Source organism: Acinetobacter sp. Colony158 (assembly GCF_019264745.1).
Taxonomy (GTDB): Bacteria; Pseudomonadota; Gammaproteobacteria; order Pseudomonadales; family Moraxellaceae; genus Acinetobacter; species Acinetobacter ursingii.
Genome location: NZ_CP078523.1, coordinates 1,302,419 through 1,323,893 on the forward strand (window position 1 = coordinate 1,302,419; position 21,475 = coordinate 1,323,893).

24 protein-coding genes and 1 pseudogene are annotated in these 21,475 nt (G+C 40.5%); 11 read left to right on the plus strand and 14 right to left on the minus strand.

Going from position 1 to position 21,475, the window contains the following annotated elements; all coding sequences use genetic code 11:
• From JR005_RS14605 to alc, 3 genes and pseudogenes are all read right to left on the minus strand, one after another.
• Nucleotides 1-232 (minus strand): annotated as a pseudogene (locus JR005_RS14605) (hypothetical protein); the annotation flags it as partial.
• Nucleotides 233-342: 110 nt separating this feature from the next.
• Entirely contained in the window at nucleotides 343-846 is a 504-nt protein-coding gene (locus JR005_RS05200) for an ureidoglycolate lyase (RefSeq protein ID WP_005005560.1), read from the minus strand.
• 12 nt (nucleotides 847-858) lie between these two features.
• Complete coding sequence (alc, locus tag JR005_RS05205; protein WP_004985937.1) at nucleotides 859-1,863, minus strand: allantoicase; 1,005 nt, start codon at nucleotides 1,861-1,863, stop codon at nucleotides 859-861.
• Between the two features lie 210 nt (nucleotides 1,864-2,073).
• On the opposite strand from alc, the gene hpxO reads away from it, so the two are divergent.
• Both hpxO and JR005_RS05215 read left to right on the plus strand, forming a co-directional pair.
• Nucleotides 2,074-3,231: an FAD-dependent urate hydroxylase HpxO gene (gene hpxO / locus JR005_RS05210; protein ID WP_218665675.1), complete on the plus strand. Its 1,158-nt coding sequence runs from the start codon at nucleotides 2,074-2,076 to the stop codon at nucleotides 3,229-3,231.
• Between the two features lie 226 nt (nucleotides 3,232-3,457).
• Complete coding sequence (locus tag JR005_RS05215; protein WP_004985931.1) at nucleotides 3,458-3,982, plus strand: DUF1877 family protein; 525 nt, start codon at nucleotides 3,458-3,460, stop codon at nucleotides 3,980-3,982.
• Here JR005_RS05215 and JR005_RS05220 read toward each other — a convergent pair.
• The 5 genes from JR005_RS05220 to puuE form a co-directional block, all read right to left on the minus strand.
• On the minus strand, nucleotides 3,964-4,473 hold the full coding sequence (locus JR005_RS05220) for a GNAT family N-acetyltransferase (RefSeq protein WP_151721780.1): 510 nt from the start codon (nucleotides 4,471-4,473) through the stop codon (nucleotides 3,964-3,966). The genes JR005_RS05215 and JR005_RS05220 overlap by 19 nt on opposite strands.
• 126 nt (nucleotides 4,474-4,599) lie before the next feature.
• Nucleotides 4,600-5,325 (minus strand): outer membrane protein OmpK, encoded by a 726-nt coding sequence (locus JR005_RS05225; protein ID WP_004985927.1) that lies wholly within the window; start codon nucleotides 5,323-5,325, stop codon nucleotides 4,600-4,602.
• A 331-nt stretch (nucleotides 5,326-5,656) separates the two neighbouring features.
• A complete protein-coding gene (gene uraH / locus JR005_RS05230) occupies nucleotides 5,657-5,980 on the minus strand; it encodes a hydroxyisourate hydrolase (RefSeq protein ID WP_004985925.1) in 324 nt (107 codons plus the stop codon).
• Complete coding sequence (gene uraD, locus JR005_RS05235; protein ID WP_171248824.1) at nucleotides 5,977-6,480, minus strand: 2-oxo-4-hydroxy-4-carboxy-5-ureidoimidazoline decarboxylase; 504 nt, start codon at nucleotides 6,478-6,480, stop codon at nucleotides 5,977-5,979. The genes uraH and uraD overlap by 4 nt, the downstream gene beginning before the upstream one ends.
• A 138-nt stretch (nucleotides 6,481-6,618) precedes the next feature.
• Nucleotides 6,619-7,587, minus strand: a complete 969-nt coding sequence (gene puuE / locus JR005_RS05240; protein ID WP_218665676.1) for an allantoinase PuuE — start codon at nucleotides 7,585-7,587, stop codon at nucleotides 6,619-6,621.
• 253 nt (nucleotides 7,588-7,840) lie between these two features.
• Here puuE and JR005_RS05245 point away from each other — a divergent pair, with 253 nt between their 5' ends.
• The 5 genes from JR005_RS05245 to JR005_RS05265 all read left to right on the plus strand — a co-directional run bounded on the left by JR005_RS05245 (nucleotide 7,841) and on the right by JR005_RS05265 (nucleotide 12,307).
• Nucleotides 7,841-8,191, plus strand: a complete 351-nt coding sequence (locus JR005_RS05245) for an HPF/RaiA family ribosome-associated protein (protein ID WP_004985919.1) — start codon at nucleotides 7,841-7,843, stop codon at nucleotides 8,189-8,191.
• A gap of 148 nt (nucleotides 8,192-8,339) precedes the next feature.
• Nucleotides 8,340-8,876 carry an ankyrin repeat domain-containing protein gene (locus tag JR005_RS05250; protein ID WP_004985915.1) on the plus strand — a complete coding sequence of 179 codons (537 nt, stop codon included), beginning with the start codon at nucleotides 8,340-8,342 and terminating at the stop codon, nucleotides 8,874-8,876.
• Between the two features lie 58 nt (nucleotides 8,877-8,934).
• Nucleotides 8,935-9,702, plus strand: coding sequence for a transporter (locus JR005_RS05255; protein ID WP_218665677.1), 768 nt, complete (start codon nucleotides 8,935-8,937; stop codon nucleotides 9,700-9,702).
• 29 nt (nucleotides 9,703-9,731) lie between these two features.
• Nucleotides 9,732-11,615, plus strand: a complete 1,884-nt coding sequence (gene dsbD, locus JR005_RS05260; protein WP_218665678.1) for a protein-disulfide reductase DsbD — start codon at nucleotides 9,732-9,734, stop codon at nucleotides 11,613-11,615.
• A complete protein-coding gene (locus JR005_RS05265; protein ID WP_218665679.1) occupies nucleotides 11,615-12,307 on the plus strand; it encodes a glutathione S-transferase family protein in 693 nt (230 codons plus the stop codon). The genes dsbD and JR005_RS05265 overlap by 1 nt, the downstream gene beginning before the upstream one ends.
• Before the next feature lie 3 nt (nucleotides 12,308-12,310).
• Here the strand turns inward: JR005_RS05265 and JR005_RS05270 are convergent, their stop codons facing one another.
• Nucleotides 12,311-13,483: a GGDEF domain-containing protein gene (locus tag JR005_RS05270; protein WP_218665680.1), complete on the minus strand. Its 1,173-nt coding sequence runs from the start codon at nucleotides 13,481-13,483 to the stop codon at nucleotides 12,311-12,313.
• 303 nt (nucleotides 13,484-13,786) lie between these two features.
• Nucleotides 13,787-14,698, minus strand: coding sequence for an alpha/beta hydrolase (locus tag JR005_RS05275; RefSeq protein WP_218665802.1), 912 nt, complete (start codon nucleotides 14,696-14,698; stop codon nucleotides 13,787-13,789).
• 156 nt (nucleotides 14,699-14,854) lie between these two features.
• On the opposite strand from JR005_RS05275, the gene JR005_RS05280 reads away from it, so the two are divergent.
• Nucleotides 14,855-15,292 (plus strand): DUF2147 domain-containing protein, encoded by a 438-nt coding sequence (locus tag JR005_RS05280; protein WP_004985898.1) that lies wholly within the window; start codon nucleotides 14,855-14,857, stop codon nucleotides 15,290-15,292.
• 63 nt (nucleotides 15,293-15,355) lie between these two features.
• Here JR005_RS05280 and JR005_RS05285 read toward each other — a convergent pair whose 3' ends face one another.
• Both JR005_RS05285 and JR005_RS05290 read right to left on the minus strand, forming a co-directional pair.
• On the minus strand, nucleotides 15,356-15,709 hold the full coding sequence (locus JR005_RS05285; RefSeq protein WP_218665681.1) for an arsenate reductase: 354 nt from the start codon (nucleotides 15,707-15,709) through the stop codon (nucleotides 15,356-15,358).
• A gap of 465 nt (nucleotides 15,710-16,174) precedes the next feature.
• Complete coding sequence (locus tag JR005_RS05290) at nucleotides 16,175-16,996, minus strand: exodeoxyribonuclease III (protein ID WP_218665682.1); 822 nt, start codon at nucleotides 16,994-16,996, stop codon at nucleotides 16,175-16,177.
• 38 nt (nucleotides 16,997-17,034) lie between these two features.
• On the opposite strand from JR005_RS05290, the gene pyrE reads away from it, so the two are divergent.
• Nucleotides 17,035-17,685 carry an orotate phosphoribosyltransferase gene (gene pyrE / locus JR005_RS05295; RefSeq protein WP_049174425.1) on the plus strand — a complete coding sequence of 217 codons (651 nt, stop codon included), beginning with the start codon at nucleotides 17,035-17,037 and terminating at the stop codon, nucleotides 17,683-17,685.
• Between the two features lie 131 nt (nucleotides 17,686-17,816).
• Here the strand turns inward: pyrE and JR005_RS05300 are convergent, their stop codons facing one another.
• Nucleotides 17,817-18,050 carry a hypothetical protein gene (locus JR005_RS05300; protein ID WP_004985891.1) on the minus strand — a complete coding sequence of 78 codons (234 nt, stop codon included), beginning with the start codon at nucleotides 18,048-18,050 and terminating at the stop codon, nucleotides 17,817-17,819.
• A gap of 111 nt (nucleotides 18,051-18,161) precedes the next feature.
• Nucleotides 18,162-18,377: a cold-shock protein gene (locus tag JR005_RS05305; RefSeq protein ID WP_004985890.1), complete on the minus strand. Its 216-nt coding sequence runs from the start codon at nucleotides 18,375-18,377 to the stop codon at nucleotides 18,162-18,164.
• Between the two features lie 802 nt (nucleotides 18,378-19,179).
• Between JR005_RS05305 and gshB the strand changes: the two genes are divergently transcribed.
• Together gshB and murG are read left to right on the plus strand one after the other, a co-directional pair.
• Complete coding sequence (gene gshB / locus JR005_RS05310; protein ID WP_218665683.1) at nucleotides 19,180-20,118, plus strand: glutathione synthase; 939 nt, start codon at nucleotides 19,180-19,182, stop codon at nucleotides 20,116-20,118.
• 247 nt (nucleotides 20,119-20,365) lie between these two features.
• A complete protein-coding gene (gene murG / locus JR005_RS05315; protein WP_218665684.1) occupies nucleotides 20,366-21,463 on the plus strand; it encodes an undecaprenyldiphospho-muramoylpentapeptide beta-N-acetylglucosaminyltransferase in 1,098 nt (365 codons plus the stop codon).
• The last annotated feature ends 12 nt before the right edge of the window (nucleotides 21,464-21,475 follow it).

Genomic DNA, 21,475 nt, shown 5'->3' on the forward strand with positions numbered 1-21,475 from the left:
TATCTTCCGCATTGAACTGGCAAAATTGTGTCCATGCGGCCTGATGTTCAAAATATTCAATAGCCTTGGCGTATTGCTTTTGGTCGTAGTATTTTTTACCCAAAAGCGCATCACTTTTGACTTTGGCGCAGCCTTGCTGTAATTCTTGTTCAAAACTGAGTTCGGCAAAACTAAGCGGTGAAACCAAAAGGCCACAGGTTAAGCATGCAAAAAGCGAATATTTTATTTTCATTCTTGAGCAAGTGTCGTTTAAATATTTATTCTAAAATTCTTTGTTTATAAAGAAAACCACTACTCTGTAAACCAGTACAAAGCAGTGGATAAGGATTTCATGCGAGAAGATTAAGCCTCAATCATCACAGCATAAGGGAAAGTATAAACATCACAATTAGGTCCTGAGCCAATCCGATCAATCACTGCAAAATCGCTCGGAGATTCAAGGGTTAGCAATGGATGATGCCAAGTTCCCGCACGATAATTGACACCTTGAGAACCATCGCTGATAAAAGCATGAATCTGATCAATATCGGGCTGCTGTGCATTTAAACTGGGCGCAACAACAATCAGAAATGCTTGTCCCTGCATGGGAATAAAAGCTTGAGAGCCGTGGGGATGGCGCTCTAACATCTGAATAGTCAATGGTAGCGTGGTGGTTTTAATATTGCGGAAAATACTAATCCCTGCCTTGGCTTCACCCTGAATTTCAGTTTCGACCAGACCATGATAACGTTCTGTATGGGCATCATTGATATGGAAAAATTCATGCCCTGTACAGCCAATCACTTCGCCAAAAGGGGCGAAGTTTTCATTGGTTAGCGACAAAATTTTAATCACAGTTTTTGACATATTGTTCTCGGCTTAAGCCCGTTTTCCCCAAAGACGAATACGACTAATTCCGCCATCTGGAATCATATTGACACGGATGTGAGAGATTTTTTCATGCGCTAAAATGTCATTGATATAGTCATGAATATGATCCATTTGCATATCCTGAGCATTGAGCAGGAATGGCCAGAACATACTTTGTGGAATCAGTTGCGGGTCGGTTGCATCTTCAATATAAACCGCTTGAATCGATACTTGCGCAGGATAGTTGCCCTTAAAGTGGGCGGTATCAATTTCAATTTTCTCAATTTTCCCTGCTTGTCCCAGTGCCAAAATACACCAGTCAAAGCCTGGCGCACGACGACGTTTGGTTTCCCAGCCATCACCCATATTGATGCCACGTCCGGGATTGATCAGGTTACGGGGATGACCAAAGTGTGCGTCACTGTAGGCAATCACTCGTCCGCCATTTTGCAAAGCTAACAAATCAAGCGTTTCTGTGCTATTCGTGCTTTGAATTTGTACTTCACCATAGATGCGCAAACGTGCTACACCGCCATCTGGAAAAATATTAATACGGATATGGGTAAACACGGTTTGGTTTTCAATATCAAAAATATGATGCTGACTCGGCCCCAAAATACTGTTGGCTAAAATGGGCTGCCATAGTGCATTTTGAGTGTCATCATTTGGTGCATAGCAGCCCTCTAATGAAGCAGAAGCAGGGTAGTTTCCTGTAAAGAACGTGGTATCGACATCTACTGCCTTGATTTTACCTGCAACGCCCAGTTTTACGATACACCAGTCATAACCAGAATGACGTTTACGGCGGGTTTCCCATCCATCCATCCATTTGCCATGATCATCGAATTTATCTTCGACAAAAATAGGCGCTTCAAATTGCAACATGCGTTTTGCTTCTGCAAAAAATTCATCTGAACATTCAACAATTTGTGCACCAATACGGCTATCTGCCAGATTGGTTAGGGAATGCAGTTGATTTGGAAGTTCAAATGCTGGAGCGAGAAGCGTAGCCATAAGTGATATACCATTATTTGCAATGAGATGATAAAAGTTTAATTGAATACGGGTGCATTTTTACCTCAGAATGAGAAAAAGTGCATCATCATTGCACTTTGCTATGCAGGGTATATGCCAATTCCAATAATAGGCTGTATTTCCCTACACATGGCATGGTTTTAGCTATAACACGGATAATGTTGCAGGATACATAAGGGGGATTACACAATGAATATTGTTATTATCGGTGCAGGTATGGGCGGTTTGACGACTGGAATCGCATTGAAAAAATTTGGGCATCAGGTCACGATTTATGAACAAGCCGAGCAAATTCTTCCTGTCGGTGCTGCAATTTCATTGTGGTCAAATGGCGTAAAATGCCTGAACTATTTGGGGCTGGGTGAGCAAGTGGCCAAGCTCGGTGGTGTCATGGATCAACTGGCTTATGTCGATGGTTTGACTGGTGAAGTGATGACCCAGTTTAGCTTGCAGCCTTTGATTGATGAAGTCGGACAGCGTCCTTATCCTGTTTCTCGTGCCGAATTACAAAATATGCTGATGGATGAATTTGGTCGTGAAGACATTCATTTGGGCAAACGTATGGTCGCACTGGAGGATCAGGGCGAACAGGTTGAGATCCAGTTTGCCGATGGTTCAAATATCAGCGCGGACTTGTTAGTGGGTGCTGATGGAACGCATTCAATCACCCGTGCCTATGTGCTGGGTGATCAAGTGGAACGCCGTTATGCAGGTTATGTCAACTGGAATGGCTTGGTAGACATTTCTGAAGAATTGGCCCCTGCTGATCAATGGACCACCTTTGTAGGGGAAGGCAAACGTGCCTCTTTAATGCCTGTAGCAAATAATCGTTTTTATTTCTTTTTAGATGTGCCATTAGACGCGGGGCTTGAAAATAATAAAGCCCAATATCAAGAAACTTTAAAGGGCTATTTCACAGGCTGGTGCGCACCTGTTCAACAGTTGATTGAACGTCTGGATCCGCAAAAAACCAATCGCGTTGAAATTTGTGATATCGAACCGTTTACCCAGTACCATAAAGGGCGTGTGGTCATTGTCGGTGATGCCGCGCATAGCACTACACCTGATATTGGTCAGGGGGGGTGTCAGGCGATGGAAGATGCGATTTATCTGGCGCGTTCGCTCCAGATCAATACATTGGGGGTAAGTGATGCATTACGCCGTTATCAGGACAAACGGAATGAACGTGCCAATGAGCTAGTTTTGCGCGCCCGTAAGCGTTGTGATGTAACCCATATGAAAGATGAACAGGTGACATTGTCTTGGTATGAAGAACTGCGTCAGGAACAAGGTCCACATATCATGCGCGGTATTATTAATAATATCGTAGGTAATCCGCTGGATTAATGCGCTGTGATTCGACTTCTTTCATCCTTGTYTAAACCCTGTTGATTTCTCTTCGATACGGAGAAATAAAAGGGGCTGATGAAAGAAGTCTCTTGAAGATTCATTTTAAAGACAGCTTCGACTGTCTTTTTTACATTTGGTAATTATCGTATGACAAATCGTTAAGCACTTCGTATTTCAGTCACGTTAAGCTAAAGACAAATAACGATGATATGAGTACATAATAATGAATGCGATCTTGCTTGCAATAGAACCCAATGATCTCGAAATTTTAATGATTGAAGCTGAAAGCTTAGATGAGATTTATCATGCGACCTCGATTCGTTCAAAATTGAATCTGGGCGAAACATGGCAGGCACTCCATGCGCTCTTAACCAAAGATCTAGACCAACAACATGCGCTTCAATTTGCGATAGAAGCCGAATATGCTTTTTCTCATCCTTCTTTGAGTGTGGCTCATGTACGATACAATCCTGTGATTGAAGTTGATGAGATTGCCAAAGCATTAGAGCAGATTTCGATGGATGATTTTAAACATCGTTATGATCCAGCGTGGTTAAACCAACATAAGCTTTTCCCGTTTCAATGGGGCAAAGATGTCGACAAAGAACAGCGTGAACTACTGATGTTATTTGGCCAGCTTAAAAATTTTTATGAGCTGGCAAAGCAACATAATCATGCGGTGATCAGCTTGCAAAGTAAGCAAATTATGTCAGATGTGTATTATATGACTCAGGCTTCATCTAACTGACGTTGCATCAACACCAGATCACGCCATTGTCCAAATTTTTGTCCAACCTGTGGCAGATAGCCCGTTTGGACAAAACCTAAATGTTGATGCAGCACCAGAGACGCTGTATTTTCACTGTCAATGGCTCCAATCATGATGTGAAAACCTTGTGCTGTTGCAAGTTCAATCAGCTTGTGCATTAAGGTTTTCCCAAGTCCACGGCGTTTGTAATCAGGTGAAATAAAGACCGAGTGTTCAATGGTGTGTTTATAGCCGCTGATCGTGCGAAACGCTGCATAATAGGCATACCCTGCGACACGCTGTTGTACAGGATCATAGGCAATCCACATTGGGTACTGGTCCTGCTGTAATTGTTCAAACCAGTACGTATAGGTTTCAAGCGATTTAGCTTGATCGTTCCAATTGGCAACACCTGTCATAATTTCGTGATTATAAATCGCAAGAATCTGTTCTAAATCATCTTGGGTGGCGGGGCGCAACTGAAAATCCATATTGATAACCTACTATAAAATCATCAAAATTATACGTCGAAAACCAGCGATAATGCTTACTTCAGATATGAAAAAAGCAAGTCCGAAGACTTGCTTTATAAACGCTGAAGATCGATCAGCCCATTTTTAAAAATGATATTTAATCAAGGCGCTGACATTGTGTTCATCACGACCTTTCATACCAAACTTGTTGTTCCAGACCGAATGCTCAACACCAAGATATAAGCGGGTATCTGGTGAAATATGTTTACCCAGATTCCATTTATATTGTGTGGTCCAGTTCAGTTCGCTAGCGTGATCACCTTCTGCGGTTGACCAGTCCAGAAAGCCATCGACTAAAAATTCTTCTGATGAAACTTTAAATGGCAATGCATAGGCTGCGGTCATTTGGTAGTCATCATCCGTATTTTCGTTATTTGCACGATAAAAGTTCAAATTGAAATACTGAAAATATGGGACATTTAAATCGACTGCAAAACCGTAAAGAAAGTTATCGAAACTACTAAAGTCGTCGTTATTACTTTCCCAAGTGGTTGAAATCAAGACATCCTTAATCGGACCATAAGACAGTGATTGTCCTGAGATTTCACTCAAACTAAAGCGTGGTGAAAGCTCGAAATACGTGACTTTATGATCATCACCGCCGCGCATGCGATCCATGAAAAAGAAAACATCCGCATATTTTACTTTAGCGGCGTATTCTAAAGTGACCGTTGTTTCTTCTTTATCCACAACTTCGTAATTTTCACCATACAAACCCGTGATACTAAAATCTTGCCAGACTGGTTTCGCTTGAACCATGCTGGTAACGGATAAAAGTGTGGCTGCAAGTACCCCAAATTGAAATTTCATCGCAAATATCTCCCCAGATAAAAAGCGAGTAAAGCATACAGGCTCTTTGCTAAAAATAAAGTCAAATTTGATCAAAGGTTAAAAATTACTTAATCATTTTTTAAAAATTGGGGGAAATAGACTTCTTTCATCATGGTTTAAACCCTTTTTTTTTCTTCCATAGGGGGAAAAGGAATTTATCAAAGAAGTCTCGAAGTCTAAGAGTAGTAGCGCTGTGTGAAAGATTTAAATTGGATTGATTTCATTTTATGCAGATAACCATCGATCTGATCAATCCGATCAAGCTTGAGTTGAAAGAATTTTAAAAAGATTCTCCCAACCCAAGATAGCGTTAACTGCCACGATAGGTTGAATAGGCAAATGGACTAATCAACAAAGGCACATGATAGTGTTCATCTGCATTTTCAATAAAAAATTGAATAGTGACCTGTGGGAAAAAGGTTTTTAAATCGTGTTTGGCAAAATAAGGTGCAATATCGTATTCGAGTAAATAGGCGCCACTTTGTAACTCTTCCAAGCCGAAATCTTTTAGGCGACCATCATCATTGGTATATCCATTGCCTAATAAGTTACGGGTTTTTGCATCATATAGACGGACTTCAACCTGAGGGGCGGGTTTGCCTAAATGTGTATCTAAAATATGGGTACTAATCATGCTTGTATTCCTTGGCTCAAGCGTAATAATGCGATGGCAGCCAGTTGTTCATGAACAATTTTTTTCTCGGTTTCCAGATCATGCTGTAAACGCTGCTGTAATGCACTGAGAATTTGCTCACTGCTTAGTCCTGCGGCTTTAATCAAAAAGATAAAGCCAAATTTTTGTTCGTAAGCAACATTGCCTTCGAAAAGTGCGCGTTGGGTGTATTCATCTTGTTTGACCCCAGACTGTTCACGATCCGAAAAATTAGCTTCCTGTTCCGTCAATTCAACTTTGGCTTTTTTTTCACCAATACGTGGATGGGTTGCCAATGCGGTTTCAATTTCAGTCCATGTCCAGTTTTGACTTTGTTGCGCAGCAAGATCCATGAGGCTTTGCGCAGAGGCATATGGTCGTTGCTGGCTCAAAGTGTCGATCCAAGAAGGAATATGTACACATGCACTCAATAAGGGCGTTACTTGATGGGCTGCGGCATGGTTAAATTCGGAAAAATGCACCATATTCATCCAGTATTTAAAGCAAAAGATAAAACAAATCGAGCAATTACAATGCCAGAGAAATAGATATCTACAAAATCAAATAATGTAGATATCTATTCATTTATTTTAACTTTCAACAAGTGAAAATTTAAAAAACTAGCCTGCATATGGATGATGTTGATACCAGTGATGGGCAACATCATTACGACGACAAATCCAGACTTTATCGTGTGATTGTATGTAATCTAAAAAGCGTTGCAAAGCCTTAAAACGACCTGGTCGCCCTAAAAGACGGCAATGCATACCGATGGAGAGCATTTTTGGTGCACTTTCACCTTCGGCATAAAGTACATCAAAGGCGTCTTTTAAGTATTGATAAAATTGTTCCCCGCTATTAAAACCGCCCGGAGAGCAAAATTTCATATCATTGGATTCAAGGGTGTAAGGAATAATCAAGTGAGGACGTGTTTCACCATCGATATTGGTAAGCGTTGTCCAAAAGGGTAAATCATCGCCATAGTAGTCGCAGTCGTATTTAATTTGTGGAAACTCGGCTAAAAGCTGACGAGTATTTGGGCTATCGCGTCCGGTGTACCAACCGATTGGAGTTTCTCCAAACAAGGCTTCAAGTACTGAAATCGCCTGATCCATATACATGCGCTCTGTTTCAATATCCATATCCTGATAATGAATCCAGCGCTGACCATGAGACACTACATCATAATTGGCAGATTTAATGGCATCCACAATGTAGGGATTACGAGCTAATGCCATTCCTACACCGAAAATCGTCATGGGTAAGCCACGACGTTGAAATTCATTATGAATACGCCAAAAGCCTGCACGTGAGCCATACTCATACATCGAATCCATTGACATATGTTTGGCGGGAAAACTGGCTGCGCCAATAATATCCGATAAAAATTGTTCTGAACCCAAGTCACCATGTTCGATGTGATTTTCGCCGCCTTCTTCATAATTTAATACAAACTGCACAGCAACACGTGCTTGATTGGGCCACTCGACCTGCGGCGGCTGACCGTGATAACCAATCAAATCGCGTGAATATGGTGCACTCTGGATCTGATCGATCAGATCTTGGCCGCGTAAATATGAAGAACTCACAATGATGCATCCTTTTTGATCAAAATGTCATGAAAAGTTAAAAAATCAGCTTGCATATTTCTGAGTATAGACAGATATTGAAGATAGAGAAGATCTTCATTCACTCAAAATACTTATAAAGCGTAAAAGGAGATAACAACCAATTACATAACTGAGATGTACAACGACACTGAATTACAGCATGCTCAAAGTATGCCAATTAAGTTTTGCATAGATTGTTATATAGAAATACTGATACAAAGAGGATGGAATCATGAATATTGAAATCCGCACAGATAAAAACATCCATAATAGTGAACGTTTAATTGAATATGTTCGTGCAGAACTTGCAAATGCCTTTCAGCGCCATGCTGAACGCATCACTCACTTCTCGGTTCATTTGAGTGATGAAAACGGGGAAAAAAAGAATGGCGAAGATGATATTCGGTGTATGATCGAAGTACGTCCAGCAGGATTAAAACCCATTGCAGTCAGCCATAAAGCGGGCAATATCGACTTGGCCATTCATGGTGCGATTGAAAAACTGAAACGTAGTTTGGAACACACCTTTGAAAAACAAGAACCATCGCGTGGTAGTCGTGTCGAATTTGCCGATGAAGAATAAGTACTAAAACAAGCCCTTCGGGGCTTTTTTTATGAGTAGCGATCTACTCATCTGAAAAATGAGATGAATTTACCTCAAAATAACATCAATTTGCGCTCGATTTTCGGCATAATAGTAGCCAAATCCCTTTCAAGTGGTGAGATCCTCCATGCTAACAGCCCAACAACAAGCCTTCGTTCAGGCCATTGAAGAGTTAGACCTTGAACAGGTACAGCGCCTGTTAGCATCAGGTCTTGATCCAAATTTTATTGACCCTGAAAAAGGTCCACCGATTTCAGTATTTAGTGATGGTCTATTCAAATGGTGGGAAATGGTCTGTGAAGCCTATGAAGCTAATCAACCATTAAGCGAAGAAGAAAAACAACAAGCCTTAAAAGTGCACTTGGATATTTTGGATGAGTTAATTAAAGCCAAAGCCAATTTACACCTATGGGATTCGGAAGAACTGTATGGGCCACTTTGGGATGCCGCAAGCTCTGCCTGTGTGCCTGTGGTGCAGCGCTTACTCGATGCGAAAGTTGATCCAAATACTCGCGATGATGAAGGGCTTACCATTTTATCTTCGGTGAGTGATTTATTTTTTGATTGTGAGTTTGATCAAATAAATTGGGCAGAAGCATTGCCAGAAGAGAAACAGACACTTGAGCTCCTGCGCAGTCGCGGTGCAAAAATGTCTAAAGAATAAATCTGATCTTGTAAAAAATCAGATAAATTAAAAAATGAACTGAATTTTGAGTGTACCCATGAACATGTTTAAAACACTAACTTTTATTTTGGCTGCGGGGGCAACTGTATCTACATTTGCTGCTGATTTTTCCTTTGATCGTCCTGGTTCAGGTTTTGGTACAGGGATTACCCCTGTGGGTCACTTAGCGTGGGAACAAGGTTTACCGACGGCGACTTATAACGAAACGACGGTGGATGGTGTCAAAGAAAAAACCGTCACTTTGAATGAAGATATGTTATTACGCACAGGTCTAACCAAAGATTTAGAATTACAGTTAGGTTGGCAAGGACCAGCATGGTATCAGACCAAGCGCGAAGGTAAAAAAGTCCATGACAATGGCTTGGGTGATATCAGTATAGGTTTGAAAAAAGCCATCGATCTGGATGATGATCGTCTTTCAATGGCAATTTTGGCACAAGCGCTGATTGCAACAGGCAATGATGAGTTTACCGAACATGATGATATTTATAGTTTAAGTTCTGCTGTGGCTTATCAATACAGCGATTTGCTACAAACCTCGATTACCATGAAATACGAAGTGCAAAATAGCGACTGGGCAGTGACTGCGATTCCAACCATTGGTTATAAGATTACTGGAAAATGGTCAGGCTATTCTGAATTTGTCTATCGCAAAGCAGAAAGTCAGGACTATGAATATGGTCTGGGAACAGGGGTGATTTATGCTATCAATGATCGTGCACAGCTAGATGCCAGTGTCGGTGTCGGTTTAAATGGAGATGATAAAAACTACAAGGGTGGTTTTGGTTTCTCTTACCTATTCTAAGTGATTGAGTCTAAGTTGTTGAGGAAGTAATGACGCATTTTCAAAGTCGCAGTGGCTTTTTTTACTTTTTAATCCTGTCACTTTGTTTTGTTGCGACACAGCTTTATGCCAAAAATGAGGCATTGTTGAGTCCTGAAGATGCGTTTTCTTTTTCTGTTGAATCACTTGATCAAAAAACAGCAGTTTTACACTGGTCGATTCAGCCACATTATTATTTATATCAGCATAAATTTGAGGTCAAACAGGGCACCCATCGTTTGCCCTTAGATTTGTCGAAAGCTGTAGAGCAATTTGATGATAACTTTGGTCAGAGTCAGGTTTATTATCAACAGGTTCAATTTCAGATTAAAACTCAGCCCTCGCAAACTTATCAGGTGACGTGGCAAGGTTGTGCCAAAGACCGAATTTGTTATCCTCCACAAAGCATTGAATTTCAGACGGATTTGGATGGTCTGGTCAATATCCAAAATACAGGGCAGAGCAAAAAAACCTTTTTGGATGTCGCCAAAGCATCCAGTCTTGATCAATCAAAGGACATCAATCAATCAGCAAACTCAAGTTCACAGCTTGATTCTGTTCCTGAACCTGCTCAAGCCTCACAACTCAATACGGCTCCTAACAATCTTGCTCAACCAAATCGAGATACTCAAGTTGCTCAGGATCAATTCTGGAGCTCTAAGCTTGAACAACATTCATTAGGCTATGGTATTTTGCTATTTTTAGGTTTGGGTATGTTGTTGGCTTTTACGCCGTGTTCATTGCCCATGTTACCTATTTTAACCTCACTCATCGTTAGGGACAGTAAAGGTCTACGCGCGTGGATGGTGGCACTGACTTTTGTCTGTAGTATGGCAATGGTATATGCGATCTTGGGTTTAATTGCATCATCGGCAGGGCTGAATTTTCAGCGCTGGTTACAGCAGCCCGCGACTTTAATTGCCTTTAGTTTGCTGTTTGTACTGTTCGCTTTAAATCTATTTGGTTTGTTTGAGATCAAACTTCCACAACGTGTCATGAATCATCTGGATCGAATTCAATCGGTTCAGCGTGGTGGAACGCTGCTCGGTGCTGCGGTCATGGGGATGGTTTCTGCGCTATTGGTTGGACCGTGTATGACCGCGCCGCTAGCAGGCACATTGCTATTTATTTCACAAACGCAAGATCAGTGGCAAGGGGCATTACTGTTATTTTGTCTCGGCTTTGGGATGGGTATTCCTTTGCTGTTGGCGACGATTTTAGGGGCAAAAGTACTACCCAAAGCAGGGCAATGGATGCATCAGATCAAGGTGATTTTTGCCTTTATCATGCTTGGTCTGAGTTTGTATTTTATACGGCCTTTATTGCCAGCTATTGTGGTACAAATTTTAAGTTTGCTTTTAGGGCTGAGTTTTATTGGTTATGCAGGCTATCGTCTGATCAAACATCATGATCGGTTACGTTGGCTGTATCTTGTGTTATTAATACTTGCCATTCCTGCGGTGCTATTCGATCAGTACCAGCATTTTCAACGGTATCAGCTTGATCAGCAACAAGGCGAAAATACTTGGCACGTCGCACATACGGCAACTGAGTTTCAGCAATTATTGGATCATGCACCACATGATCGGATTGTGATTATCGATGTATATGCAGACTGGTGTGTGGCTTGTCAACCGATTGAACATCGCATATTAAAAGATCTAGATGTTCAAACTGCTTTACAACCGTATTATCTGATTAAACTGGATTTAAGCCAGTATGATCATTCTCATCAAGCTTTGCTGAATCAATGGCAGATTTTAGGGCCACCAACTTATCTGTTTTTAAATCCGCAACGACAGGAATTACGCCGTTTACGTCTGACGGGTGCCTTTAGTAAAACGGAGTTGCTCGATCATCTACAGGCTTTAAATAATTTAAGGAGTCAACCTTGATGGAACTTTATATTGGCAATAAAAACTATTCATCTTGGTCGATGCGTCCTTGGCTGGTCATGAAACATTTTGATTTGCCTATGGATGAACATTTGGTGGCATTTGATGATTTTGCCGCAGATGGGCAGTTTAAAAAAACCATGTCAGTCATGAGTCCGACCGCTAAAGTGCCAACCTTGATCGATCAGGAAATCGTGGTATGGGATTCTTTGGCGATTTGTGAATATCTGGCAGAAAGTTTTGCTGAAAAACATTTGTGGCCGATTGATAAAACCCAACGTGCCCGCGCACGTAGCATCAGTGCAGAGATGCACAGTAGCTTTACCACGTTAAGACAATATTGCAGCATGAATATTGAAGCTGATCTACGCTTTATTGGCACTAAACTCTGGAACGATTTACCTACATTACGTGCTGAGGTTGCGCGTATAGAGGAAATATGGGCAGAGCGACCTGAAATAAATGGTTTTTTATGCGGTGATTTTAGTATTGCGGATGCTTTCTATGCCCCTGTCGTGATGCGTTTTGTCAGTTATGGTTTACCAATTTCAGCGCAAAGCCAGCAATATATGCAGAATATATTGGCAAATTCTGCGGTCAATGCATGGGTTATGCAGGCTCAGGCAGAACGTCAATTTGTACAAAATCAGGAACCATATCGCCAACATGGCGAACAATTTATCAGGGGCTAATGTTTAGCTGATCTGTTGGGGTAAATCAAAAAAGCATTGTACCTGATTACGCCCTGTCGCTTTGACTGCATATAACGCCTGATCTGCTTGTTTTAAAATTTCTTTTGGGTCGGCGTTAAACTGAGACATGGCGATGCCAAAGCTTGCACTGATACGAATTTCGCTTTGGTCTTTCAGGCGAATCGATAATTTCTGAATCGCCACTCGGCAACGTTCTGCAACACTTTGTACTTGTGCTAAAGGCGTATTGGGAAGCAATAAAATGAATTCCTCTCCGCCGAAGCGTCCAATATAATCCTGATGTCGTAAATGACTTGATAGACAATTGGCAACTTTGACCAATACCTCATCGCCGATATGATGACCGTGACGGTCATTCACCTGTTTAAAATGATCAAGATCGAGCAGAATAACAGCATAGCAGGATTTTGAGTTGAGTAAGTTCTGATGCAATGTTTGCAGGCAAAGATTGATACTGCGCCGATTGAGTACACAGGTTAAGGGGTCAATTTGGCTGAGACGTTCAATATACTCTTCACGATTACGCCATTGGGTGAGTAAAATTTCAAATAACAACAAACATGTCAGAAACACTGGAGCACTAAAAAATAACATGGTATTGACCCAGAAAGGCTGGATAAATATAGACTCTCCAGAAGGCACGACATGGAAAAGTGGCGCATAGGGGATCAAACCCTGACTCGATAAATAGGTACAGCCAAACAACATAATACTTGCAGGAATCATTGCCACATAAATTAGACGGCGCTGAAAAAGAACCAAACCTACCCCAACAATACTCACATAACCAATCATAGTTGCAGGACTGAGTGTTCCGACTAAATAACTTGCATGGCACAAGCTTAAGGTAAACAGACCAATACTTAACCATGGGATGAACAGTTGCACCCAATTCCGATCACGGTAATAAAGGGTGGGAAAAAGCAGAAGTACAAACAGAGCCAATCCAATCACATCAACCCAAAAGCTGATGTTGAACAATGACATGTTGATCATGAACCAGTATTGGGGCTGCAACAGAATATAAATTTTCCAGATAATCCAGGTGAGGTGCATGCCACATGCCAAGATTAAAATTAGGCTACATTTTTGCACAGTCGACCAGTTCATGACGACATTATCTTCAAAAACAGCTTTGATCAGTCGTTGTTTCATTTGCATATACCTTTGGCAATATCATCGAAAAATGAAGTGCCGTGTTAAAGTCGTTAAAATTTTAATTATTGTGATGTTTTGGGTGTATCTTCGATTTTGTATTTTAAGATAACATACTTAGATCTGTATGAAAATTGATCTTTGTCTAAAAAAGTTGATAAAATTCATACCGATATTTTATTGTTCATGTATTTTATAGCGACTTATATTATTTTAATTTTGATCATTTGGTAGAAATAATAAGACCTTAAAAAGTACATTTCATTGAATAAAACGACCTTATTCAATGAAATGTTTTACGCATTAATCTTTGTCTAATTGATGAGCGAATTCAGAAATATCCGCTAGGGCGTGCTTGGCTTGATCAAACCAAGCACTAAACATTTGGAAATTATGCCACATCCCTGTGTAGAGCTTAAATTCTACATCTACCCCTGCTTGTTTTGCCTGATCGCGAAAACGCTTGGCATCATCCAGTAAAATTTCCTTAGAACCTACTTGTACCAATGTCGGTGGTAATCCTGATAAATCATCAAATAATGGAGAAACTTGGGGATTGTCGGTCGCAATACGATTACCGAGATAATAATCAATACCTGCTTCTAATGCTTCAATCGAAAGGAGGGCATCATGTTTTCGATTAAAACGTAATGACTCGCTGCTCAGAGTCAAATCCAAAAATGGCGACATTAAAATCAAACCACTAGGCTGTTCATCCTGATTTTCTTTCAGGCGTAAACAAAGTGCCAAAGCCAGATTGGCGCCACAGGAGTCGCCAGACAGAATAATATCTTTGGCTTGGATACCTTGATCCAATAACAACTGATAAATATCATACAGTGCGTCTAAAGCATTGGGAAAGCCACTTTCAGGTGCAAGAGGATAATCCACATGGATCACCTGCATTTGAGTACGAGCGGCGATATCCGTCATAAAAGCGCGATGTGTGTTTAAACTACCTAAAAAAAACGCGCCACCATGAATATGAAAAATAAGTTGAGTAGAAGACGATTGCGGTTTGATTTCCTCTGCTTTGATTCCTGCCAAACGAATTGGACGGATGTGTACTTCTTTATTGACTGGAAAAATTCGACAGAGTTGGTCTAGTGCTGTTCTGGTCGTACTGGGCGGTAAACTGAACTGGCTTGGGGTGCGAATGACTGTTTTTAAAAAAGCTTCGGTAATATATTGTTTCCACATGGTATTTATCTTCATCATTTTTTCATAGTTGAGGTCTAATTCTAAAAATCGTGCGAAATTAACTAAACAAGTTACAAGGCTACACTAATTAGTCACAGACAAAAATTGCAATATTGTTGTGAGTTTTGAATACTAAAGAGGTCAATAAAGACTTAGGGATACTAAACAAAAATGAAAAAATTTGCATTGGCAATTGGATTACTTGGTGCGACAGTTTTGGCAAATGCTGCTGATCCATTGAACGGTACGGTTTGGAAGACGATTGATGATCAAACGAAACAGCCAAAAGCGATTGTGAAATTCACTGAGCAAAAAAATGGCACGTTGTCTGCGACAATTCAAAATGTATTAACCCCAGGTGAAGAAAATTCTTGTACGAAATGTGAAGGTCCATACAAGAACAAATCACTCAAAGGTGTCACCATTGTACATAACCTGAAAAATACAGGCGGCACAAGCTATGATGGTGGATCAATTCTTGATCCTAAAACCGGTAAAACCTATAAGCTCAAAGGTGAGTTGGCTGAAGGTGGTAAAAAACTGAATATTCGTGGTTATATCGGCATTTCAGCGCTTGGTCGTAATCAGACTTGGATTCGTGCTAACTGATCCAATCTTCGCTACATCATTTAAAATAGCCGAATTAAGATTCGGCTATTTTTTTTGCAGTTTTTAAGACGCTGCAAGTTGTTGATAAGCAGTTTCATCAAAACCGACCAGATAACCTGTAGAGGTCTGCAAAACAGGACGTTTAATCAAGCTTGGATGGGCAATTAACGTCTCGATCAAATTCGCTTCATTGCTGAGCGCAAATTGTTGTTCATCGGCAGATAACTTGCGCCATGTCGTACCTTTTTTATTCAAGAGGGTGTCTGCCCCAATTTTTTCCAGCCAGACCTTAAGTGTTTCAGCATCAATTCCTTGCTTTTTATAATCATGAAATTCATAACTTAAGCCTTTTTCATTCAGTGCATCAAAGGCTTTTTTCATGGAGTTGCAATTTTTGATTCCATAAATTTTGAACATATACTTGAGCTATATCAATGACAATGCGTCATAGCCTACCCAAAAAACACACAAAGCTCTAGTCTGTGTTGAAGCTGGTCAATATTGAAGATAACAATATCAGAAAATGTGAAAACCCAAAGACTTGTCAAATAGAACCAATGTCATCATATTGACATATGTTTTGGCTATGATGGTGATCAAAGAATTAAGAAAAAATATAAATAAAGCAGTGGATGCAAAAAAGAGAAAACCCGCATTTAATCATCCTGATTATGCGGGTCTCAGTCCAACGTCCATTGTCACATCCCTGAATAACCAAACTAGGTTATATTTTCCTTCCTACGGCGTCCTATCCTTTTGTCATCCTGACATGTCCCTGTGCCGTGCAGCTATAATGCGCTTAAACGGCTGTAAGAAAAATATACAATTTCCACAACAATTGTAGGTAATAACCATTAATTGAGTGTACAAGTGTACTTGTTTTTAGCCGATTTTATAGTCAATAATTACAGGTGCATGGTCGCTAAACCATTGTTCTTTATAGACCCAAGCATTGACTGTGCGCTCTTTCCAGTCAGGTGAGCAGGCATGATAATCAATACGCCACCCGACGTTTTTAGCACGGGCTTGCCCGCGATTTGACCACCAAGAGTACAGTTCTGCTTCTTGACGGACTTCACGGAACGTATCGACATAACCTAAATCATCATAGATATGATCGAGCCATGCACGTTCATGTGGTAAACAGCCAGAGGATTTTTGATTGCCTGACCAGTTTTTAATATCAATACGCTTATGCACGATGTTATAGTCACCACAGATGATGATCGATTTATTCTCAGTACGCCATTGTTTTAAAATATGGGCATATTGCTCTAAAAACACATCTTTACGTGCCTGAGCTTCATCACCAGAAGAACCCGAAGGCAAATAGAGTGAGCAGATATAGGCTGATTGATCGAGTCCTAAATCAAATTCAGCAGCAATAAAACGCCCTTGTGAGTCAGCCAGTTCAAACCCTAATCCATCCTGTACAGATTTAAATGGAACACGGCTATAAATGGCGGTGCCTGCATAGCCTGCACGTTCGGCAGGAAACAGGTGGGTGTACCAACCCTCTGGTTTAAATTTGTCAGTCCATTGTGCGTGGGTAATGCGACTCTCTTGCATACACACCACGTCTGCCTCAGACTGTTCGAGCCATTCGAGTAGTCCTTTGGTCACAGATGAACGTAAGCCATTTACGTTAATTGAAACCACACGTAGAATTTTTACATCACTTGGATAGCGATCCTTTGGTATCATGCGCAAGTTTGACCTCAATTGATGAATCTGGAGCACCTATGACAACGCCATCGTCTTTTAACCCGCAAGCCTTTATTGAACTCGCGTTATCACGCGGTGTGCTTAAATTTGGTGAGTTTACCCTAAAATCAGGACGTGTCAGTCCGTATTTTTTTAACGCAGGTTTGTTAAACGATGGTGAAGCATTGTCGCTATTGGCTCAAGGCTATGCTGATAAACTTGTACAATGTCAAAATGTCGATGTGATTTTTGGACCTGCGTACAAAGGGATTCCATTTGTGGCGGCAACGGCTGTGGCCTTGTCTCAAGTGCATGCTAAAAGCGTACCATGGGGTTTTAACCGTAAAGAAGCCAAAGACCATGGTGAAGGTGGTGTGTTGGTCGGTGCTGCGGTGGCGGGTCAAAAAGTCTGGATCATTGATGATGTGATCACGGCAGGGACTGCAATTCGTGAAGTGGTGACTATTTTAAAAAATGCAGGCGCAACCATTGCAGGGGTTTTGGTCGCTTTAGACCGCCAGGAACGTGGGCAAGGTGATTTGTCTGCGATTCAAGAAGTACAAAAAGAATTGGAAATCCCTGTACATGCTTTGATTACTATGAAAGATTTGATGGACTTTTTGGATGCCAAAGGTGAGAAAGAGGCTTTGGCAAATATGGAAGACTATCGTGTGAAGTATGGCATCTAATTTTTGGATGCTGGTAGAAGGAAGCGAACGCTTCCTTTTTTATTGAGTTTAGTTCATGAATTTTGGTAAATAATGACTGAAAAATGATGAAATCAAAATCGTAAAAACTTATTGATTGATGTTTATTAATTTTATCTGTAAGAAACTTTCTGGTCTAATTTAAATAATTGATTTGGAGAGGTGTAAAAGGTACGACCATCCAAATTTAAATCAACTTCGATACCAGATTCTAGCAAAACTCTTTTACCGACTTCAATTTGTTTAAAACCTTGACGTGTATTTTGCATTTTATTGAGGGGAATTAATGAAACAATAATTTCAGTGCCATTTTTAGATTTTGCAATTAAATTATTTATTTTTAACAATGGATATCCTTTTTTAGATTTTAGAGATTTTTAATTTTGAAAATAGAAGTTAAAGTAATAAAAAATACGTATAAGTACTTTTTATTACTTTACTATGAAGCTATAAATATTTTAGATAGCCACAATATTTACAGCAGTCGGTCCTTTTTGACCTTGCGCTATACTGAATTCAACTTGCTGACCTTCAACTAAGGTTTTAAAACCTGAACTGGCGATTTCGCTGAAATGGGCAAAAACGTCTGGACCTGATTCTTGTTGAATGAAACCAAAACCTTTAGTTTCGTTAAACCACTTCACAGTACCTTTAACAATAGCTGAGTTTGACATAATATATCCTACTAATTTAAAAAAATTTGAGTCGTTTTATTGACCGATTATAACTTCGAAATAATAAAGAATGAGACTTAAAATCTAAACAACGAAGGATTATGACTAAAACTGCGATACTTAAGGAAGATCTACCGAAACAAGACTTTTTTTCTAGTTAAGCTGACTATACACTAAAAACAGAAATAATCAAGTTTTTAAATATATATATTTATTTTTTTTATAAATAATCAATTTTTTATAAAAAACAATTTAATTCAATAATATGTTTTATTTTAAACTGTGCTTTCTAGTCAACCCATTTAAACTGCTCAAATGGTTTTTTTAATTCAGTGAATCAGTCTGTCTTTTATCAGTGGCTTTTATTTCTTCCTATGGGAGAAAAATAAACAGGAACAGGGTTTAAACAATAATAAAAGAGGTCTAATGCAATGRTWTGTTTATTAAACCACAATTGTTTTGATTTTGCTTTCGTCAAGTCATTGTTTAGTAATATCTAATTGAGCAATATTGAATTTATGACAACGTTTCTATTTATATTATAGTCCATCGGTGACGAACTCGGCATATAAGTCTCAAATAGATATATCAGATTTCTCCAAAATAAAATGCCCAGTTTTAGAAGATGCATTTTGCAGTTGCCGCAACCCATAGTGTGATCTGTTGATGCCTATGTCGAATAAAGTTCTCGTCTTATTTCCAGTATGCACTAAGCATGCTCTACTTATTCACTCAAATACTAAACGTCACGCGCAAAGCTCGTTTATAATCAATCCAATTGAAAATAAAGAGTGAGCTGGTGATGCGTGTACTTGTCGTGATGGACCCAATTGAAACAGTGAATCTCAAGAAAGATTCTACGATGGCGATGTTATGGGCAGCCAGCCGTCGCGGACATGAATTGGGCTATGCATTACAGCACGATTTATATATCGATCAAGGCAAAGCCTTTGGTTTGATCTCGCCACTTCAAGTTTTTGAAGATTACAACCATTATTATGAGCTGGGCGAGAAGCGCAAAGAATCATTGGCTGATTACGATGTGGTCTTAATGCGTAAAGACCCACCGTTCGACATGAACTTTGTGTATACCACTTATATTTTAGAACAAGCAGAACGTGAAGGCGCGTGGATTATTAATAAACCGCAATCCTTGCGCGACTGTAACGAAAAGCTGTTTGCTACGCAGTTTCCAGAGTTACAAGTACCGACCTTGGTCACGTCACAACAAAGCCTGATTCGTGAATTTATCAAAACGCATGGCGATGTGATTGTAAAACCGCTGGATGGTATGGGCGGCATGGGGATTTTTCGTTTATACCAAGATGGCGTGAATATTGGTTCGACACTGGAAATGTTGACCAAAATGGGCACACGTCCCATCATGGCGCAGCGTTATATTCCAGAAATCGTCGATGGCGATAAACGCATCTTGATGGTCAATGGCGAACCGATTCCATATTGCTTGGCACGTATTCCGCAAAATGGTGAAGTACGCGGGAACTTGGCAGCAGGCGGGTTGGGTGAAGCACGTCCACTCACTGAAAATGACAAAATGATTGCTGCCCAAGTTGGGCCATTCCTACGTGAAAAGGGCTTGGTATTTGTCGGGCTAGATGTGATTGGCAATTATGTCACTGAAATTAATGTCACCAGTCCAACCTGTATCCGTGAGATTGATGCGCAATATGGTACATCGATTGCTGATACTTTATTTGATGTGCTAGAAGCAGGTCGTTAATTCACCAAAATCAAGATGATATTCGACATCAGCTTTCGAATATCATCCATGTTGTCCTAAAAAATTCATCAATTTATATCTATTCTCATTTGCCACATCCTTAAAATGAAAACAAGGCAAAAAAGCAGCGCTTTATGTTGCAAACACGTGAAATTTGCTTTCCGTTCTGCTTGCTTTAGGATTAAAATGGATCGCTAAAATAATAGATGTGATTTCCCTATTTTCTTTTGAGTTGAAGAATTACACCGTGACCGATTCACCACAGCACACACCTAAACATGTCATGATGATGGCGGCCGGTACGGGCGGTCATGTATTTCCTGCATTGGCCGTGGCCAAAGAACTACAACAACAAGGTTGTCAGGTTTCTTGGCTCGCTACACCAGCAGGCATGGAAAACCGATTACTCAAAGATCAAAATATTCCGCTTTATCGAATTGATATCCAAGGTGTACGCGGTAATGGTGCTGTACGCAAATTATTGGCTCCGTTTAAAATTTTAAAAGCTACCTTGAGCGCGATGCGCTATATGAAACAACTCAAAATCGATGCAGTCGCAGGCTTTGGCGGTTATGTGGCAGGGCCGGGTGGTTTGGCTGCGCGTATTTTGGGGATTCCTATCTTGATTCATGAGCAAAATGCCGTCGCTGGTTTTACCAATTCACAACTATCGCGTATTGCCAGCAAAGTCTGTGAGGCCTTTCCAAACACTTTTACTGCCAGTGAAAAAGTGGTCACTACGGGCAATCCTGTACGTAAAGAAATTGCAGAAATCCTCAGCCCAAAATGGCGTTATGACACCAGAGCGCAAGACAATCAGCCTTTAAATATTCTGATTGTGGGTGGGTCATTGGGTGCGCAAGCCTTAAATGAACGGTTGCCAGAAGCATTAAAAAAATTAGATATGCCGCTGAATGTGTTTCATCAATGTGGTCAAAAACAGCTCGATGAAACCACAGCACGTTATGTGGATGCACCCGCACATTTAACTGCGAAGGTCATGCCGTTTATTGAAGATATGGCAAAAGCCTATAGTGAAGCAGATTTAATCATTTGCCGTGCAGGGGCTTTGACCGTGACTGAGGTCGCGACCGCAGGTGTGGCGGCTGTTTTTGTACCGCTGCCGATTGCTGTAGATGATCACCAGACCGCCAATGCTAAATTTCTGGCAGATATTGGCGCGGCAAAGATTTGCCAACAATCTGCCATGACCCCAGAATATTTACATACTCTTTTGAGTGGATTGATGAATCGTCAGTTATTGTCTGAAATGGCAGTCAAGGCGCGTCAACACGCTCAACCTCAAGCGACTCAAACCGTCGCTGATCTTATTCAAGCTTTATAATTTCGAGTTCGC

Bases quoted from the DNA above. Each gene is read 5' to 3' on its own strand.
- JR005_RS05200 (WP_005005560.1), bottom strand. From the start codon at position 846: ATGTCAAAAACTGTGATTAAAATTTTGTCGCTAACCAATGAAAACTTC.
- alc (WP_004985937.1), bottom strand. From the start codon at position 1,863: ATGGCTACGCTTCTCGCTCCAGCATTTGAACTTCCAAATCAACTGCAT.
- hpxO (WP_218665675.1), top strand. From the start codon at position 2,074: ATGAATATTGTTATTATCGGTGCAGGTATGGGCGGTTTGACGACTGGA.
- JR005_RS05215 (WP_004985931.1), top strand. From the start codon at position 3,458: ATGAATGCGATCTTGCTTGCAATAGAACCCAATGATCTCGAAATTTTA.
- JR005_RS05220 (WP_151721780.1), bottom strand. From the start codon at position 4,473: ATGGATTTTCAGTTGCGCCCCGCCACCCAAGATGATTTAGAACAGATT.
- JR005_RS05225 (WP_004985927.1), bottom strand. From the start codon at position 5,325: ATGAAATTTCAATTTGGGGTACTTGCAGCCACACTTTTATCCGTTACC.
- uraH (WP_004985925.1), bottom strand. From the start codon at position 5,980: ATGATTAGTACCCATATTTTAGATACACATTTAGGCAAACCCGCCCCT.
- JR005_RS05245 (WP_004985919.1), top strand. From the start codon at position 7,841: ATGAATATTGAAATCCGCACAGATAAAAACATCCATAATAGTGAACGT.
- JR005_RS05250 (WP_004985915.1), top strand. From the start codon at position 8,340: ATGCTAACAGCCCAACAACAAGCCTTCGTTCAGGCCATTGAAGAGTTA.
- JR005_RS05255 (WP_218665677.1), top strand. From the start codon at position 8,935: ATGAACATGTTTAAAACACTAACTTTTATTTTGGCTGCGGGGGCAACT.
- dsbD (WP_218665678.1), top strand. From the start codon at position 9,732: ATGACGCATTTTCAAAGTCGCAGTGGCTTTTTTTACTTTTTAATCCTG.
- JR005_RS05265 (WP_218665679.1), top strand. From the start codon at position 11,615: ATGGAACTTTATATTGGCAATAAAAACTATTCATCTTGGTCGATGCGT.
- JR005_RS05270 (WP_218665680.1), bottom strand. From the start codon at position 13,483: ATGAAACAACGACTGATCAAAGCTGTTTTTGAAGATAATGTCGTCATG.
- JR005_RS05275 (WP_218665802.1), bottom strand. From the start codon at position 14,698: ATGAAGATAAATACCATGTGGAAACAATATATTACCGAAGCTTTTTTA.
- JR005_RS05280 (WP_004985898.1), top strand. From the start codon at position 14,855: ATGAAAAAATTTGCATTGGCAATTGGATTACTTGGTGCGACAGTTTTG.
- JR005_RS05285 (WP_218665681.1), bottom strand. From the start codon at position 15,709: ATGTTCAAAATTTATGGAATCAAAAATTGCAACTCCATGAAAAAAGCC.
- JR005_RS05290 (WP_218665682.1), bottom strand. From the start codon at position 16,996: ATGATACCAAAGGATCGCTATCCAAGTGATGTAAAAATTCTACGTGTG.
- pyrE (WP_049174425.1), top strand. From the start codon at position 17,035: ATGACAACGCCATCGTCTTTTAACCCGCAAGCCTTTATTGAACTCGCG.
- JR005_RS05305 (WP_004985890.1), bottom strand. From the start codon at position 18,377: ATGTCAAACTCAGCTATTGTTAAAGGTACTGTGAAGTGGTTTAACGAA.
- gshB (WP_218665683.1), top strand. From the start codon at position 19,180: ATGCGTGTACTTGTCGTGATGGACCCAATTGAAACAGTGAATCTCAAG.